This is a genomic window from Mycobacterium lepromatosis, from assembly GCF_000975265.2.
Lineage (GTDB): Bacteria > Actinomycetota > Actinomycetes > Mycobacteriales > Mycobacteriaceae > Mycobacterium > Mycobacterium lepromatosis.
Genome location: NZ_CP083405.1, coordinates 448,724 through 465,023, shown reverse-complemented (window position 1 = coordinate 465,023; position 16,300 = coordinate 448,724). Strand labels below are relative to the sequence as shown.

Below are 16,300 nucleotides of genomic sequence, written 5' to 3'. Positions count from 1 at the left end.
CGGACACTCGCGCCCAGGGCTACATGGCTTCATCAGGACGGCGCATTCGGTGCTTGACCGATGAGATCCGCGAAGTCGACGGTGAGCCAGTCTACAAGAACCGTAAGCGGATGGTTGAGTTCCTCACCCGGACTCTCACTTAGGCCTAAGTAGGGTATTCGGATTCGGATTGGTGGCGCCGAAGTGTAGTTTATGTGTGCGTCCTGTTGTGGGTGGGTTGCGAGGTGGTGGGTGTCGCGGTGGTTTTGGTGGGTGAGTTGTGATTGTGATCGGTGTAGTGCCGGTCTTGGTGAGTTGATCGGGCGGTGCATTTTGGGAAGTAGGTGGTGTCGGGTGTGTCGCAGCGTTGTGAGTTGATGTGATCGATTGCTAACTGTTTGGGTTGGGTGCCGTTGACTATGATGCGTGAGGTCACCAACGAGGGGCGGCTCGTGCGGTTACGGATCGCTTTGCTGGGTGTTGCACCGATTCGACGCCAACTGTGCTGGTGCACAAGCTGAATCGGGTTATTTAGCGCGCCGTGCCTAGCTATGCAGTGAGCAGCGGGCCCAGCGACTGAAAAGGCCGGCCAGCTGGCCGCGGTGGGCAGTTGCGTACGGTGGTGGAAGCGTTGCTGGCCAAAAAGTCAAAAAGTACAGTCCCGAACACATTGCTGGGGTGTTGGCCAACGACCTCTCCTGACCGGCCCGAAGATGCAGGTACCTCACGAAACGCTGTACAAGGCGTTCTTCGTGCAAGGACGCGGGAAACGACATCAGGTGTTGGCCGGCATGTGTGCACACTGGGTGGGCGTTAGGCACACTACGGGCACAGCGCACCAAAACCGGGCATCGCCATATTCTGGGTATGGTCACCATCGGTGAGCGTGCCGCCGAAGCTGCACGACCGTGCGGTGCTCTAAAACATTGGGCGGGCGATTTAATCATCGGCAAAAACCAGGCCCCCCCACATCAACGCCCTGGCCGAACACAGTATCGGGTTCGTGCAGCTGCGCCACCTGTCTAAGGGCCGCAGCACTGATGTGGTCGCTGCGGCCATGATCACCACACTCAACGCTTTACCGCAGAACCTCGGTAAAACCCCCGGCTTGGGATCAGGGCCTCAAGACGGCTGCTCATAGCCGCATCACCTGTCAAGCACAACCGATCTACTTTTTGCGACCTCACTCACCACCACAACGCGGCAGCAACGAGAACACCAGCGATCTTTTACACCACCTACTTCCCAAAATGCACCGCCCGAAAAATATTACACTTCAGAATTACTTAGCCAAAGTAACTAAAATAACCCCTACAGTCATCGGAGTGGTGCGACCGCAAACTCGCACGGACCGACGACCACACGGAAACCCAACACCTCGGCGTCCCGAGCGGGATCCGCGACCATGTGGCGCATGTCTTTACTTGCTGTACTGCCCGGTGATAGCCGGTGACACGGCGCTATTTCGAGGCAACTGCCCGCATCGCACATAGCTGTGGCCACCTCGAGGGTCGAGATTAGCTGCCTAGAGCAGACGTTAACCGCGGAAAAGCTTTCGCGATCAACTATTGATTACGTCGTCGACGCGGAAGAAGTCACACATCTAACCGCTGTCATTGAAAATCTTCAGTGTATAGCTTTTTTCGAATACAGAACGGAAGATCGTCATCACCCCGGAGTATAGGGTGTCACGCGACATGCCGGGGCCGGAGAAGTTGTGGTACCGCAACGCCACCACCGAGCCGCCAACCTTCACGCCATCGCCAACCACAACATCTGCGTCCAGAGCAGTTACTAAAGGAGGTACTACCGCCGCATAGTATATTTCGATTTTGTAGGCGAACAACACCTAGGAAACAACACCTACGAATAATCGGTTAAGTTGATCAGGTTGAAGCCAGAGAGAGGCGAACTACTGGTTTTCCGTGTGGATGGAAAATCGCGAGCCCTGAATTACCACAATTGATACCGCCGTCGACCACGCTGGCTAGACTGGTGGCCGTGAGACGTAGAGTCGAGCAATAGGTATCAGCGGAGTCGACACAGTCAGCACCAGAGTCGAAAATAAATGTCGATACGGCCGGTCGGTACGTTCAACGAGCTGGTCGGGTACCACCACAGGTACCCTGTTCAAGTTCGGGGTTCAGACTGCCGCTCGCGTACAGCGGGAAAAACTCACCGTACGCCAAGCGAGTACAGAGCCCACTGTTGGCCCGATACGACCGGTGTGCGCTGAACATTTTTGTTAGTGTGCCCCGGTGCCGCGGCAAGAGAGTCACGTCGTGTTCCCCCGATCGCGCCGACCATGATCGGGACACTGGGCTTGCTATACGGAGTGCCTGTGTTGCCATCGCGGACAGTGCTTGCAAACAGAACACACAAAGTGTATGGAGCTGCTGCCGAAGAGATTGTTTTGCATGCCCCGCGTTTGATCGCATGCATCAACCGCCGGCAGGATACCTTGATGGCTAGTTTCGCTCAGTGGATCTCGGGTGCTCGACCACGGACGCTGCCGAACGCGGTGGCGCCCGTTGTTGCAGGCACCGGCACTGCGGCATGGCTGCATTCGGCCGTGTGGTGGAAAGCGCTGCTGGCGCTGGTCGTCGCTGCCGCGTTTGTCATCGGCGTCAACTACGCCAATGACTACTCCGACGGCATCCGTGGCATCGACGACCAGCGGGCCGGACCGATGCGATTGGTGGGCGCGCGACTAGCTTGCCCGCGATCGGTGCTGGCCGCCGCGTTTGTAGGCCTGACGATCAGCACGGTGGCCGGGTTGGCACTCGCGCTATTCAGTGCACCGTGGCTAATCATGGTCGGCGCTATCTGCATCGCCGGAGCCTGGCTGTACACCGGTAGCTCGAAGCCCTATGGCTATAAGGGTTTTGGCGAAGCCGCGGTGTTCGTGTTCTTCGGCCTGGTCGCTGTGCTCGGCACCGAATACACCCAGGCATTGCGGGTGGACTGGGTGGGCTTGGTGCTGGCGGTGTCGACTGGCGCACTGTCGTCGTCAGTGCTGGTAGCCAACAACTTGCGGGATATTCCCACCGACACGCAGTCACAAAAACTCACCCTGGCGGTGCGCCTAGGTGATGCCCACACGCGGCAATTATATCAAGCACTGCTTGCCGCCGCCGGAGTGCTGACCCTGGTGCTGATGGTGGCGACATCATGGTGTGTCGTCGGATTGGTAGCCACGCCGCTGGCTCTGCGCGCCCTGGGGCCGGTGCGCTCCGGTCGCGTGGGGCCCGACTTGACCCCGGTGCTGCGGGACACCGGACTTGCGATGGTGGTGTGGGCGATCGCGGTGGCAGGGGCGTTAGCACTGACGGGGTCAGGGTAGCACTGACGGTGCGCTTACGGCTTCGACTGTGTAAAAATTGTCCTTGTTGACCAACGCTTTGAGCGCCGCAGCGGTCTTACTCCTCGTCGGGCAGCGGCTCACCGCGCAGTCGAGCCCTTAACTGTTCGCGTTCGGAACGCCGGCGCTCGCCAACGGCAGCAAGCGCAGCGGTAGCGCGCCGACGCAGCGGACTGAACAGCCAGATACCCAAAGGCATTGCGATGATCAGAGCGAATAACGCGGCTACGACAATGGGCAGCTGGGTTACCCCCAACAATCGCGCCACCCCGTAAATCGCGCTGCCAAGTAGTATCACCAGTAGTAATCGTGCCGCCGCGTAAAGCAAGACATCGACAACTAGGCGATCCCGGTTGTGATCTGTAGCGTTGATGCTGCTTGGCCCCTTTGACACGGGTTTGAGCTTACAGCGCGAGTATATTCGCTCCAAGGAGGTGTCAAGTGCTTTATCTGCTCCTCGTCCTGGTTTTAGGGACGCTGCTCTACATCGGCTGGCGCGCTGCGCGGTCACAGATCAACCGGCCGAAGACTCGCGTTATCGGACCCGACGACGATCCAGAGTTTCTGTGGCGACTCGGACGTCGGGACGATAACCCACGCTAAAACGAGGAGCCCGTCGGCGAGAACTGCGGCCAGCTTGATAAGCACTTCACGGGTCTATCGCCGCAACCAATCCAGTTGATCTCGGGACCCTCCTCCAGATGCGGGTGCGAAAAGCGCCAGCCTAACCTCGCAGCAACGTCGCGAGAAATGATCGACCACTTTAATTTATGTCAACCTTGCCTGGTCGTGATCATAAGAAGTTGATCACGGTGATCGAATTGCCCACCAGGACCTGATGGTCGTGCGCGTCCAGCCAGTCCAGCGTCGCCGAGACACCGAGTGCGCCATCGATGGATCCCGAACTGGACAACCTACCAGAGCATCAACTTTGTCCAGCACCAACGATATCACCGAGTGTAGCAGCCCTGTACCGTAGTCAGTCAGCACCAGGTCTAGAACACCTCCAGGATTTCCTGGATGCGACTGTAGTCGTCAGCGCTGGATGCGTCGGAGACCGTCAGATTACTTTCCAACGTCAGCACTTCCATCCCACTCGGGCCTTGCGAGGTTTAACGACGGACATTGCTGTAACGCTCAATTGTTCCGGCGCCGTGCTGTAACTGGCGCACAGTAGACGAAGTTGGAAACTTCTAGCTCAAGGTGCCGCGATCAGAGTTTACATCTACCGCCATCACCCAGATCGCCTCGGACAGCAACAACGTCGAACCCAGCGGCGCGATGATTGTGGTTTTGCCGACCCCTATCCTTCAGCGACAACACCGCAATCCGGTAACAACCCCGCACCGGCCAGATCTATCTGGGCCACCAAGTCGTATAATTGGAGGCCCTGGGGCTCTCCCTTCAGGTTAATCAGCTAGCCGGATAGCATGTAGAGCATGCGCTGCCCGCACTCCGACGGCGGCGGTCTGACCGGTAGCATGAGCGTTCGGGTGGACAACTCCGGATACAGCGTTGGCACGCCCTCCGGGCGGTGCCGAGCACCGACGGGTCTGTTTGATCTCGCCACCGTAATAGTTGCCTAATTCCGTCGCGTAAACCCGCAGGACGTCGGTAACCATAGGTGACTCCCCATGCGGCATCCGGACAGGCGATGAGGGTGCTGGTGGAGGTGTCCCGGCCAACGGGTCAGGTCCGCGGGAGCGCCGCTCTCTGCGAAATCTAACAAAGGCCGGTGTCGGTGTAGTGCTGCCGGATTGGCTGAGTAGGTCGCCAGAGTACGGGGTTGAGACGGCAACTGCGTCGTAAGGTTATCGTGTCGTCACAGTCAGTATCGTTTCGGGGTGTCTGCATCCGTGAATGCTCAAAATGGCAACTTTACTCCTTTGGCTGCAATATTCGGCCACCTACCAACAAGCAGTCAGTCCACTCCCGCATACGAATGCAGACCTACAGTCACCAGGTTCACGAAAAACAGGTTGAAGACCATAGCAACAAACCCAACCACGTTGATCCACGCTGCCCTCCTGTCCCGCCATCCCGCGGTCGACCTGGCGTGTAGATAAGCTGCGTATACCACCCACGCGACAAAAGAAACCGTCTCCTTAGGATCCCAGCCCCAGTACCTGCCCCAGGCTTCCTCGGCCCAGATCGCACCAAAGATCACCCCGAAACTAAACACCGGAAACGCAAAGATTGTCGTTCGATAGGCGATCCGGTCCAGGGTCTGTGCGTCAGGGAATCGCCGCACCAGCCGGGCCAGTGCGTTTTTACTGCGCTCAGCGCCTTCGGGGCCGGAAACCACCAGCCGCGAGGTACGCAGCAGGAACAAGATGCTGGCTATGCCGTCGACCAGGAAAATCCCCGAACCGAGGCTGACCACCGACACATGGATGGGCAGCCAGTAGGACTGCAACGCCGGTATCACCGGCGTTGCGTTGGCGTAAAGCCATCGCCCGGAAATCGTGAGCAGGATCAGCACCGGCACCAGTAAGAAAACCCACAGCGGGCGGTATTGCCGCCGGCGCAACACAATCGCGCCGGTGACCAGCCCGGAAAAGCAGGTCAGGTTAATGAACTCGTACATATTGGCCCAAGGCACCCGCAGGGTGGCCAGGCCGCGCAACACAATGCACGCTAGCAACAGACCGATGCCAAGGTAGGTCACGGCCAACCCAGCCCGCCCGACACGTTCGTCGAACGGCCGTTGCCGAGTATCCACCACGATACCGGGAGTCCCGCTGTCGGCGGCGACCGACCCGGCCACCACTCTCGCGCGGTTGTCTACTCGGCGGCTGCCGACGTACGCCAGCTCATAAGCCAACAGCAGCAGGGCGACCACCAGCGCCACCACGGCCGAAGTGAACGCCCAGTCGGAGTAGCACGCCAGGCCGATGTTGACGTGCAGAGTATTCATTTGACGTCCATCTGAGAACACCTTCTGGCCGTTGCAAGCGTCCGGTCAGCCGCGGCAGACTCGCCGAGTCCGGCAAATAGTCGCTCCGTCAATCGCTCGAATTCGTCGCCCCATCCGGAATTGTCGGTGCGCGCAAGGCCGCCCAGTTGGACATTTACCGTACCGGCCGCCGGTGTGAGCCTGATCCATACCCGGCGACGACGCACCATCAGCGACACCACTAGCCCGACCATCATCGCGATGGCGAAAAAAAACACCCAAGCCTGGCCGGGATCATGTGACACCTGCAAATTGACGAACGGCACGGCCCCGTCGAAGCGCACCACGGTGCCGGCCCCTGGGCCTTGGCCAAGCCGGACCTGTTCGCCAGCCCGCAGATTGACCCGTTTCTCTTTGGCCAGCCGGCCTTGATCGATCAGCCGGGGATCCAGAGTGAACAACGACTGAGGCCGCCCGCTGTCCAGGCCTGTGTCACCGCGGTAAATATCGATGGCTACTGCAGGAGCGTTCAACGCTGGGAAACGCGACAACAACAGAGTGCCGTCTAGCTGCTCGGTCGGTGCCAACAGGCCCTGGATCGCGATCTCGTGTTGACGACGCTCGCTCATGTTGGGATAGCTGCCTGCGGGCGGGTCGATGCGCACCACACCCGACGACAACAGCGTCTGCGGGTTTTCAGGTCGCCATTGCACGGTCGACGTGCGCGTCTGTCCGTCGGGAAATGTCACGGTGAAGGTGGGCGCGTAGCCGTGGCCCTGCAAGTACACCCGGTCACCGGCTACGCGCAGTGGGTGGTTGACTTCCAGCCGGTAGGGCCGCCAGCTATTCGCTATCAGATCGTGACCATCCTGATAGTCAATATCCGCGGCGAACGACGTGGCCTGTCCCGAGGGCAAGTAATGTGCCGCAAAGTCGTTGACCCGAATGCAAATCGGATGCAACGAAGTTCCGTCGACGGTGTTGCCGGCACGAAACGCGTCGAACGCAGCTGGCGATACTGAGCAAAAGCCAGGTCCACCGTCGGCGATGACAACAACATTGCCCTCGTAACCGAACAGCTTGCCGACGGCCACCGCGACCAGCAGGCCCAGCAGCGAAAAATGAAAGACCAGGTTGCCGAATTCACGCAGGTAGCCCTTTTCAGCTGACACCACGGTTTCGTGGACTACGCCGTCTTGAGTGCGAATGACCGTACGCCAGCCGCGCAGTCTGCCAGCGATGGTGCCCGCCAGAGTCTTGGCATCACCGATGGCCTGGAAGCTGGCGTGCTTGGGCAGCCGGGCCAGGTTGCGTGGGGCAATCACCGGCGTAGCGCGCAGACTGCGAGCATACTCGATCATCCGCGGGGCCAGGCAGCCGACGAGGGATACGAACAGCAACGTGTAGATGGCGGTGAACCAGACGCTGGAGAACACGTCGAAGACCTGCAGCTGGTCCAGCCACAGCCCGATTATCGGGTGAGCAGCCAAGTAGTCGTCAACCTTGCCGACGTTGAGGCCGCGCTGCGGCAATAACGCACCGGGTATAGCGCCAAATGCAAGCAAAAACAACAGCACCAGCGCAGTGCCCATCGAAGTCAGCGCACGCCACGTGTTGCGCACCCAGGCCAGAAGTCGCATGAGAACCTGCATCAAATCGATACCCTCATGTCACTGACGACGGCATCCCGCAGCCACGAAACAAAGTCATCCCACACCCCAGCGATCAGCGCTGCACCGATCGCGACCAGGAACATGCCGCCACAGACTTGGATGGCTCGGCCGTGTTGCCGCAACCACCCCAAGCCGGCCACCGCCTGCGCCGAACCGGACGCTAGCAGCACGAACGGGATTCCTAAGCCCATGCAGTAGGCAATCACCAGGACAATGCCGCGCGTCACATTTATGCCGTCGGTGGCCGCGGCAACCGCGATTACCCCGCTCAATGTCGGCCCTAGGCACGGCGTCCAGCCGAGCGCGAAGACGGCGCCAAGCACCGGCGCCCCCGCCACCGTCGTCAACTGCCGCGGGCTAAACCGAGCCTGGCGCTGCAAGGTCGGGATCAAGCCCACGAACACCAACCCCATCACAATGGTCAGCACACCTCCGACCCGCTGCAGCAGCACCTGATTGGTGGTCAGCACAGTGGTCATCCCCAGGGCGGCGATGGTGTCGAAGACGAACACAGTAGTGAACCCGGCAACGAACAGCGCCGCAGATCCTGTCACCCGCCATCGGGCAGCAGGTGGGGCTTTGATCGCACCCGACCCTAGCTGCGTCTCTTCGTCCGAGACACCAACGACCGCCGCCAGATACGACAGGTAGCCAGGCACCAGCGGCACCACACACGGTGAGGCAAACGACACCAGCCCTGCTAACATACACACCCCTAAAGCCACCAACAGCGGTCCCGTGGCGGCAATAGCGGTGAAACCGGTCATGGCGTTCCCCGCGGTAGTTGACCCGCCGCGGTTTCGTGCGCCACCCTAGCCACCACGGGTTGCAAATCCCCGACGAGCAATTCCCGCAGAAATACCGCCGCGACCCGATGCTGACGGTCCAGCACCAACGTGAACGGGATCACGGTGGTCGGGTATTTGCCTCCGAAAGCAATCAGGGTCCGCATCGCCGGGTCGTAGATCGACGGGAACGTGACGTGGCGGTCGTTGACGAAATCCTGGGCCGCCTGGCGGTTGTTATCGCGGACATCGATGCCCAGGAAGGACACTCCGGAATCTCGGGTAGCATCATAGACCTGCTGCAGTTGGGTCACCTCGGCCCGGCATGGCCCGCACCACTGGGCCCAAACATTAATAACGACAACGTTTCCCGTGAAATCGTCTAGCGCGACCGTCCGCGCAGGATCCGCCAAATCCAGCCCGGACAGCGGCCCCGGGCGGCCACGGCTCGCGGGCGGATCGTAGAAGATGTCGGTCTTGCCGTCGGGCGAGACGAATTCGAAGGTGCCGCCTTGGACTACCGCGTTGCGACCCGAACAGCCCACGAGCAGCGTCGCCAACACTGCACCGGCATTCGCCAGCCGCCAGATTATCGTGGCACCACTCTTCCACATCGCTTCGCTCTGCATCGTCACCGGCGTGATCAAGTGCCCGCCGGTTGAGAATACTCCACGTCGACCAGCCAGTCTCCGTCGTAGACGAAGGTCGTCACAGAGGCCAACGCACAGTCTCGGCGCCGCGGATCGTGCCAAAGTCGCTTGCCGGTCAGGTGTAGCCGCAGCGTCCACACCGGCAGTTGATGGCTGACGCACACCACCTCATGGCCGGCGCCGCGGGTACGTGCCTTGTCCATCGCGGTCATCATCCGAGCTGCGATCTCGATGTAGGACTCCCCCCATGACGGGGTGAATGGGTTGCGCAGCTGCCACCACACCCGAGGGTCCCGCCAGGCGCCGTCGCCCAAGCCGACACGTCGCCCCTCGAAGAAGCTGACCGATTCGATCAGATCGGGGTCGGTGTCCACAGGCAGGTTGTGCTTCTCGGCGATGGGCGCCGCGGTTTCCTGTGCCCGTTGTAGCGGAGAAGCGATTACCGCAACGACATCACGGTCAGCCAGCGCATCGGCGACTGCGGCCACTTGCGCTCTACCCGTCTCAGAAAGGCCAAACCCGGCGAGTCGCCCATAGAGGATCCCGGTGGGGTTGTCCACTTCACCGTGACGCACCACATGGACCCGATTGTGCTCGACCATCAGGACTCCCGGTTCCGGGCGGCGACTGCGGCAGCGGCCGCACCAGGCAGAGCATCAACGATGCGACCGAACGCGTCGTCGTCGAGAGCGGCCGAGACGAACCACGCCTCGAACGTACTGCACGGCGGGTAAACACCCGCGTTCAGCAGTGCATGAAAAAACGCCGGATAACGCCAGATCTGGCTGTTGCAAGCGGACGCAAAGTCGGTCACCGGCGCTTCAGAAAAGAACACGCTGAACATATTGCCGGCCCGCGGAATCTGGTGTGGCACACCGGCACCCGTAAGCGCCTCAGATAGTAGTGCAACCAACCGGTCGGCGTTGTGGTCCAGTGTGGCATAGACTGCGTCGACGGCAGCCCGTAGCGTTGCCAGCCCAGCGGCCATCGCCACCGGGTTACCCGACAGAGTCCCCGCCTGATACACCGGCCCCAGCGGCGCCAGCATCTCCATCACCTCGGCTCGCCCGCCGAACGCGGCGGCCGGCATTCCGCCGCCCATCACCTTGCCGAAGATGAACAAGTCAGCGGCGACCGGATCGAGCCCGTACCAACCACTTCGGCTAACCCGGAAACCGGTCATCACCTCGTCGATGATCAGTAGCGCACCATGCTCTGCGGTGATCGTGCGCAGCGCCGCGTTATAGCCGGGCACGGGTGGGACAACTCCCATATTGCCGGGACTCGCTTCGGTAATCACCGCGGCAATCTGGTCACCAAACCGGGCAAAAGTCTGCCTAACAGCCGCTATATCATTATAGGGCAACACAATTGTGTCAGCTACGGCGGCGCCGGTTACTCCCGTCGAGGACGGCAAGCTCAGCGTCGCCACCCCAGAGCCCGCGTCGGCCAACAGCGCGTCCACATGGCCGTGATAGCAGCCAGAAAACTTTATGATCTTGGTCCGTCCGGTGAATCCACGTGCCAACCGCACCGCGCTCATGGTGGCTTCAGTGCCGGAGTTTACCAACCGTATTCGCTCGACAGGCGCCATCCTCCCGATGATCTCGGCTGCCAGCTGCGTCTCCGCCGGCGTCGGTGCCCCGAACGACAGACCGGAGGCGGCGACAGTAGCGACGGCGTCGACCACGGCAGGATACGCATGCCCGAGGATCATCGGCCCCCACGAGCAGACCAAGTCAACGTAGCGGTGACCGTCGGCGTCGGTTAGCCAGCAACCCCGCGCTTCGGTGATGAAGAGCGGGGTGCCACCGACCGCCGAGAAGGCACGTACCGGGGAGTTCACCCCACCGGGAATAACGGCGCAAGCATCCTCGAACAGCTTCGCCGAGATGCTTACGGCTGGGCCGGCCGGTGCGTTTGCCTGGTTAGTGCTGCCCATGACGACCAGTGTTCCAGCCTCCGCGACTCGTTGAACTACAGGGTGTAAGAATTTGGGTAAGGCCTTAGGTCGGTCCAAGCCGACAAGTTGGATAACGGCATGCAACTACCCCAATGACTAGCCCGATTTTACCCCGGCACGTCACCAACCCCACTCAACGGCTGTAGGCCAGCTGGCTACCCATGCACGGCATTCTCAAAGCACGTCGGGAGGTGATCCGGCAAGGCTTACAGCACACCGTTGGTGGTGTTTCGCGACAACTTCAACGAACAGCTCGGGTTTGTGATCCTGCTGACCTACGGCTCCGACCGTGACCGATTGAAGAACCTCACCGCAGCAGGAGGTGGGCGGATGCGCCGCAGCGGCAAGAGCTACGGTGTCGCCGACCCCAGATCGTCACTAAGGCCAAAGCGATCCAGCACGTACACATCGGCCGGCAGTCTTTCACGAGGCTGCCAGCCGAGCAAGCGGTGCTGATCACTCGGACCGCGTTAGTGTCAACCCGTGCAGTGGTCGAATTGTTCAATCCCGGCGGCCCAACCCGCATCAGCGCGGATACAAGACTTGGGGGGGTTGATACATTGCGCTGATCCGACCGAAAATCAGCTTGCGGTAATGCTTTTTAAGCAGCGCGGCGTTCCACATACGGATGGCGACCTGGCGTCGTTGGCCCGCTGATCGACAAAACCGACCAGCGCAAGTCTGGAATGCGAAGTCTCTTTCCTCGTTGCCGACGAAGGACAAGCGACGAGCGCCGCCACCACACCAACAAGTAGACCTGTACTGGACCTGGATAGAAAATCGCCAAAGACGCCCTGGTGCACGACCACAGGCAGAGAGTAGTTTCACGGGTTCCACGAGTTAGGGCCCCGCGTGAACCGGCGATCATCAGCGGCGGAATCGTCGTGAGCCGAGGCTGAAACACCGCTTCACAATACGTACAATGATGATTGTCAGCCGTTGGCTGGTTTAGCTTCGGTGCCGTTGAGCTGGTTAAAGCCCTGCTCCTGAAATTTGGGCATCTGTCTGTACACTATGCCACCACGACGGCGGCACAAACGGCCCCCACACTATTCGGCAAAATCCGCTATGCTAATCGAGATTAGATAAATCCACTGACGATGTGGCAGCAGTTCGAGGACTAACACTGTTCCGGAGCTCAAAAAAACCACGAAGATAGCGGTTTTTGGTTCCAGCGAACCAGACAGTCGAACTCTCCGTAGGATGCGACGGAAAACAGGATTGGTCACAGTCATCGTGACCATCAGGATCAGTGCAGAAAGCCACAATGGCGTATGGAGCCAGGAAATGATAACCTACCCGCCAGCGACAGCCTCGCATCCGAACACAATTACCTAAATATAGTACCGATACAATCAGCCAACCGAATGGCACCGAGGGCTTGTCCCGCCTAGTTGGCGAACGATCCCGTACAAAGGTTCGCGGGAGCTATATCGACGAGCATACGCATCACGAGAATGATCAACACATCGCAAACCGCGTAGGTCAGGAACGCGGCGGAGCCAGTCGCATGGATTACCACGCCAAAACCGCCAAACAACCGAGCGCCGATCACGCTACCGATGGCGATCATGTTGCGCTAACGCTGCGACAGGCCTTAGCGTAACTCCGATGGAGACTACCCATGGCTTGCCATTTTACGGGTCTTCCTGACGCACCCCGTCCCCATAATGTTGGTCTAACCACAGCCACATAGACCCATAATCCATAATGGGGGGCGGAGCACCATTCGGTAGCATACGGTGTGAGACTATCGAAGCCAGCGGGATCGGATCCTGGTGGTTGAACGGGATGGTGTGGTCGAACTCCTGAAGTCAAACACCCGGTCCAGTATAACCAGCACGTCCGTTGAACGAGTGATCGCCAATGCGTCCGGTGTCCCAGTTGTCTTCGATGAACCGAGTGATTGAACTTTGGCCAGTTAGCTTATGATTTACTTCAGGGCATTTTACGCCATAGCCAGCAGCGGTAGCCGAGTACCATACCCGCACTGTCTTTGGTGGGTTATGGTCATGCCGCCCCGGATCGCAGTATTTATCCTGGGCTGTCCAGAGTGTCTTCGGCTGTGTCGGAAGGCGACACTACCACTGGTAGGCTAATGGTCGTATCGGCTCTCTAAGGCATCATAGGCGATGAGAATAACCATATCCCACTATTCCGGGAACTTCCGTAGATAGTTGACCGTACCAACGAGGAACGGTTGTTCGTCGAGCAGACCGGAGTAACCGGCGTGCACGTCTTGGTAGCGTGGCGGTTTCAGAATGCTCGTCACTGGCAGATTGCCCCCGTAGGTGGGGGCCCAAAAATCCGATAGGTTGTATTTGGTGGGTGGCCTTATCAGTGAAGCCGATCTTGCCGGTCGCGCTCGGCGGCAGATGGTGTAGGTTTGTTGTGGATAATGTAGTACTGAAACGGCTCGTGGTGGGGCATGTAGTCAGATCTAGTGTCGAACGGGAACGCTCTAAAAGTCTTGCCGGTGCCGCCCAAGACCGTGCCAATGTTGCGCGTTGCAACGCATTCCGCCTTACCGTCGGGCTTGCAGCCGGTGGGTTTGAAACCGCCTTGAAAGTAGCCGTGACGCCCTTCGCGTTGAACGCGGTAACCGATGTTTTGTTGTCGGAGCTGAACTTCACCTACTCCCGGTAGGAACCATCATCACCCAAAGATTGCGGATCTTGGATCAAAGTGCCTTGCCCGTTGCTTGCAAAGTCAATGACCATACGGGGCCGGAGCGGTTCCCCATCCGATGTTAAATTTGGTTATTGCTCTATGAGTTTAACCCGCACTAAGTTGATGCGTATGGGCGTAGAAAGGCCGAAGATGGTAGCGTGGAAGTTGTCACTCTTGAGTACCGTCGGGTGCCGTTCCACGGCACAGTCACCGAGTTGTCTTCAGTAGTTAATAAGATATCATCAGGCCAGGAACACTGAAGAACAGCGGTGAACATGGAGCATTCTTGTCGTGTTCAACAAGCCTATCCATGGCACCGCCATAGGCGGACAAGTGCTCGGTTTGGTACTCACGCTGCTAATCGCAGGTCAGCTGCTGACCCGGTCCGCCTAAACGCATCGGCTGCACCGAGTTGGGATCGTTCGTCAACAAATCTGAAGTTAGACCGTTGACCGTGAGGATGTCCGGTTTGGCCATAAACGGTTGGCCATCGATGTTGGCGACCTAATAATAGGTTCCGAAGTAGTGGTCAAAGGAGATGTTCCCATGGAAGATGACCACTATATGGCGCATTAGTGTCGCAGCTACCGGCCCCGCACTCGGGGTCTTGGACCCGTGTGAGCACGCCGCGACAAGAGCAACCACCGCAGCCGCTGACAGAAAACGCACACTCGTTTGGGCGGAACGTGTTGCGAAACCACGAATTCAAGTGACCGTTGGGTTGCAATGACATGTCGCAGAACTCATCTTCAAACTTATGGGCCTAAAGGTTCCCATTAGATTTACGGCATAGGAACGGACCGCCGGTCGGTGATCAGGAATCGAACTGTTTTATCGCTGTCTCTACAGACCCTGAGATGCCAGGTACCAGCAAAGACCGACTATCGCGGCATTATTGACGCCCGTACCTGACCTGAACCGACACGTGGTACTGCTCATGGGAGCCGGCGTTGATGTTGCGGCCGCTGATGTGTGGACTTTGGGCGCCATCCTGGATCCACTCGAACCACAAGCGGCGGCGCACCCCCTGGGCACACTCACCCCGTTTGAGCCTGCAATAGCAGATAACACGTTACCGACCACGCTCAGCGGATCGCGGCAGCGTCAAGACCAATACCAATTGAGTCATCACTTTTCCCGCCGGACAAGATCGGGATGCTGTGTACAGTGATTGCGTTGCAGGCAAGAGCAGCAACGCGGAAATGATGCTCGACGCCGGCGTGGAGGGCGCACTCGCCCAACTAGCCAAGACGGGCCGAGCACCATCGCCGTGGTAGGAGTCGATGGTGGTGATACCTACTGGCACCGACGTGCATCCAGCGTGGACTCCGGCGCTATGATGCTTGATGAGCTCCTGCCGATTACTGTCTTCAATGGATATAGACACTTCCCGGGTGGGTTTTCTGGGCGGGTTGATGGTATGAACACGGGGCGTTCCTGCTGGGGCCGTCGCGGACCAAAAGGATCTGCGCGATCATCCCAACATTGTTCACCTTATTCACCGATAGCATACCCGGAGCGTCTGACAGCCACGATGATTGGGTACAACACAGCGTGGTGGGTCTGCCGGCGTTGTCGTCGATACCCCTGCGGGTGGACACTGCAGCACCAGCGACCGCTTCAATTTCGCCACCCGCCAATTCGTCAACCACCTGAAAACGCCACTGACGGGGAGGTTTTCCCAGAAGGACACGATATTTCGTATTGCTGAAAGCAGCTACCCGACAAGTTGGACTGGATAGCCTCCTATCGGATGTGGACAGACAACGAATTCATGACAGACCCAGTAGGAAAACATCGCCCGCCCTCGCTGTCGAGCAGAGCAGCGGGGATGCCGCCCGGACATCGAGGACTTGCGTGCCGGTCGCGGTGTTCGCGGTGGTGTGCTACCCGCCGGGCTAGGCAACGACAACGACCGGTGCCAGAGTTCACTACGCCGATCTAACCGACCTGCCCTGCACCCCCTCGGCCGCTGCCTGATGATCGTCGACAGTACCTTGGTGTTCCGGTACGACAACGATGTGATACCCCGAGTACACGCAGTTGCTGGCACCCGCCATCGACCATCGACACGGTAGCCGATCGCGCCCTGGCTGACGGCTGAGGCCAGTCACCATGTTAGCGAATATGATCAGCTGTCGCGGTGAACTTCTTGCCAAAGCCACTCGTTCTATTGACTTCCTATTACTGCAAGGCTTGCGGGGAGGTTTGAGATGATCGCGCTGCTGATCTACTTATCGACTGTCACGCAACTGACCAGGCTTGGCCTTGTGCTGCTGCAGGAGTGACTGGCACGCTGGACCTATGAGCGGAACCGTGCAAC

Annotated in this window: 16 protein-coding genes and 2 pseudogenes; 5 read left to right on the top strand and 13 right to left on the bottom strand. The window is 59.2% G+C overall.

Annotated features, from left to right (window positions below; translation table 11 throughout):
• Nucleotides 1-982 precede the first annotated feature (982 nt).
• The gene (locus MLPF_RS02020; RefSeq protein WP_175266300.1) at nucleotides 983-1,120 is read left to right on the top strand and encodes a hypothetical protein; all 138 of its coding nucleotides are present in this window, start codon (nucleotides 983-985) and stop codon (nucleotides 1,118-1,120) included.
• A 176-nt stretch (nucleotides 1,121-1,296) separates the two neighbouring features.
• Here the strand turns inward: MLPF_RS02020 and MLPF_RS16045 are convergent.
• Nucleotides 1,297-1,726: pseudogene (locus tag MLPF_RS16045) on the bottom strand (Rossmann-fold NAD(P)-binding domain-containing protein); the annotation flags it as partial.
• Nucleotides 1,727-2,443: 717 nt separating this feature from the next.
• Between MLPF_RS16045 and MLPF_RS02010 the strand changes: the two are divergent.
• Nucleotides 2,444-3,322: a 1,4-dihydroxy-2-naphthoate polyprenyltransferase gene (locus MLPF_RS02010; protein WP_045843842.1), complete on the top strand. Its 879-nt coding sequence runs from the start codon at nucleotides 2,444-2,446 to the stop codon at nucleotides 3,320-3,322.
• 76 nt (nucleotides 3,323-3,398) lie between these two features.
• On the opposite strand, the gene MLPF_RS02005 is transcribed toward MLPF_RS02010, so the two are convergent.
• Nucleotides 3,399-3,734: a DUF4229 domain-containing protein gene (locus tag MLPF_RS02005; protein ID WP_045843803.1), complete on the bottom strand. Its 336-nt coding sequence runs from the start codon at nucleotides 3,732-3,734 to the stop codon at nucleotides 3,399-3,401.
• Between the two features lie 47 nt (nucleotides 3,735-3,781).
• Between MLPF_RS02005 and MLPF_RS02000 the strand changes: the two genes are divergently transcribed.
• Complete coding sequence (locus tag MLPF_RS02000) at nucleotides 3,782-3,943, top strand: hypothetical protein (RefSeq protein ID WP_156147284.1); 162 nt, start codon at nucleotides 3,782-3,784, stop codon at nucleotides 3,941-3,943.
• An 806-nt stretch (nucleotides 3,944-4,749) separates the two neighbouring features.
• Here the strand turns inward: MLPF_RS02000 and MLPF_RS01995 are convergent.
• From MLPF_RS01995 to hemL, 7 genes are all read right to left on the bottom strand, one after another.
• Nucleotides 4,750-4,962 carry a hypothetical protein gene (locus MLPF_RS01995; protein WP_045843804.1) on the bottom strand — a complete coding sequence of 71 codons (213 nt, stop codon included), beginning with the start codon at nucleotides 4,960-4,962 and terminating at the stop codon, nucleotides 4,750-4,752.
• A gap of 299 nt (nucleotides 4,963-5,261) precedes the next feature.
• On the bottom strand, nucleotides 5,262-6,257 hold the full coding sequence (ccsB, locus tag MLPF_RS01990; RefSeq protein WP_045843805.1) for a c-type cytochrome biogenesis protein CcsB: 996 nt from the start codon (nucleotides 6,255-6,257) through the stop codon (nucleotides 5,262-5,264).
• Entirely contained in the window at nucleotides 6,254-7,876 is a 1,623-nt protein-coding gene (resB, locus tag MLPF_RS01985) for a cytochrome c biogenesis protein ResB (protein WP_162196989.1), read from the bottom strand. Before resB ends, ccsB begins: the two co-directional genes overlap by 4 nt.
• A gap of 11 nt (nucleotides 7,877-7,887) precedes the next feature.
• Nucleotides 7,888-8,676, bottom strand: coding sequence for a cytochrome c biogenesis CcdA family protein (locus MLPF_RS01980; RefSeq protein ID WP_045843807.1), 789 nt, complete (start codon nucleotides 8,674-8,676; stop codon nucleotides 7,888-7,890).
• Nucleotides 8,673-9,323: a TlpA disulfide reductase family protein gene (locus tag MLPF_RS01975; protein ID WP_045843843.1), complete on the bottom strand. Its 651-nt coding sequence runs from the start codon at nucleotides 9,321-9,323 to the stop codon at nucleotides 8,673-8,675. The genes MLPF_RS01980 and MLPF_RS01975 overlap by 4 nt, the downstream gene beginning before the upstream one ends.
• A gap of 14 nt (nucleotides 9,324-9,337) precedes the next feature.
• Entirely contained in the window at nucleotides 9,338-9,946 is a 609-nt protein-coding gene (locus MLPF_RS01970) for a histidine phosphatase family protein (RefSeq protein WP_045843808.1), read from the bottom strand.
• Complete coding sequence (hemL, locus tag MLPF_RS01965) at nucleotides 9,946-11,286, bottom strand: glutamate-1-semialdehyde 2,1-aminomutase (RefSeq protein ID WP_045843809.1); 1,341 nt, start codon at nucleotides 11,284-11,286, stop codon at nucleotides 9,946-9,948. The genes MLPF_RS01970 and hemL overlap by 1 nt, the downstream gene beginning before the upstream one ends.
• A gap of 99 nt (nucleotides 11,287-11,385) precedes the next feature.
• Here hemL and MLPF_RS01960 point away from each other — a divergent pair.
• A pseudogene (locus tag MLPF_RS01960) lies at nucleotides 11,386-11,771 on the top strand (nitroreductase family deazaflavin-dependent oxidoreductase); the annotation flags it as partial.
• Nucleotides 11,772-12,697: 926 nt separating this feature from the next.
• On the opposite strand, the gene MLPF_RS01955 reads toward MLPF_RS01960, so the two are convergent.
• The gene (locus tag MLPF_RS01955; RefSeq protein WP_050039347.1) at nucleotides 12,698-12,880 is read right to left on the bottom strand and encodes a hypothetical protein; all 183 of its coding nucleotides are present in this window, start codon (nucleotides 12,878-12,880) and stop codon (nucleotides 12,698-12,700) included.
• A gap of 755 nt (nucleotides 12,881-13,635) precedes the next feature.
• Between MLPF_RS01955 and MLPF_RS01950 the strand changes: the two genes are divergently transcribed.
• On the top strand, nucleotides 13,636-13,953 hold the full coding sequence (locus tag MLPF_RS01950) for a hypothetical protein (RefSeq protein ID WP_156147286.1): 318 nt from the start codon (nucleotides 13,636-13,638) through the stop codon (nucleotides 13,951-13,953).
• A 528-nt stretch (nucleotides 13,954-14,481) separates the two neighbouring features.
• Here the strand turns inward: MLPF_RS01950 and MLPF_RS01945 are convergent.
• The 3 genes from MLPF_RS01945 to MLPF_RS01935 all read right to left on the bottom strand — a co-directional run bounded on the left by MLPF_RS01945 (nucleotide 14,482) and on the right by MLPF_RS01935 (nucleotide 15,629).
• Nucleotides 14,482-14,646, bottom strand: a complete 165-nt coding sequence (locus MLPF_RS01945; protein WP_237817232.1) for a hypothetical protein — start codon at nucleotides 14,644-14,646, stop codon at nucleotides 14,482-14,484.
• Between the two features lie 416 nt (nucleotides 14,647-15,062).
• The gene (locus tag MLPF_RS01940) at nucleotides 15,063-15,218 is read right to left on the bottom strand and encodes a hypothetical protein (protein WP_156147287.1); all 156 of its coding nucleotides are present in this window, start codon (nucleotides 15,216-15,218) and stop codon (nucleotides 15,063-15,065) included.
• A gap of 129 nt (nucleotides 15,219-15,347) precedes the next feature.
• Nucleotides 15,348-15,629 (bottom strand): hypothetical protein, encoded by a 282-nt coding sequence (locus MLPF_RS01935; RefSeq protein WP_045843812.1) that lies wholly within the window; start codon nucleotides 15,627-15,629, stop codon nucleotides 15,348-15,350.
• Nucleotides 15,630-16,300 lie beyond the last annotated feature (671 nt).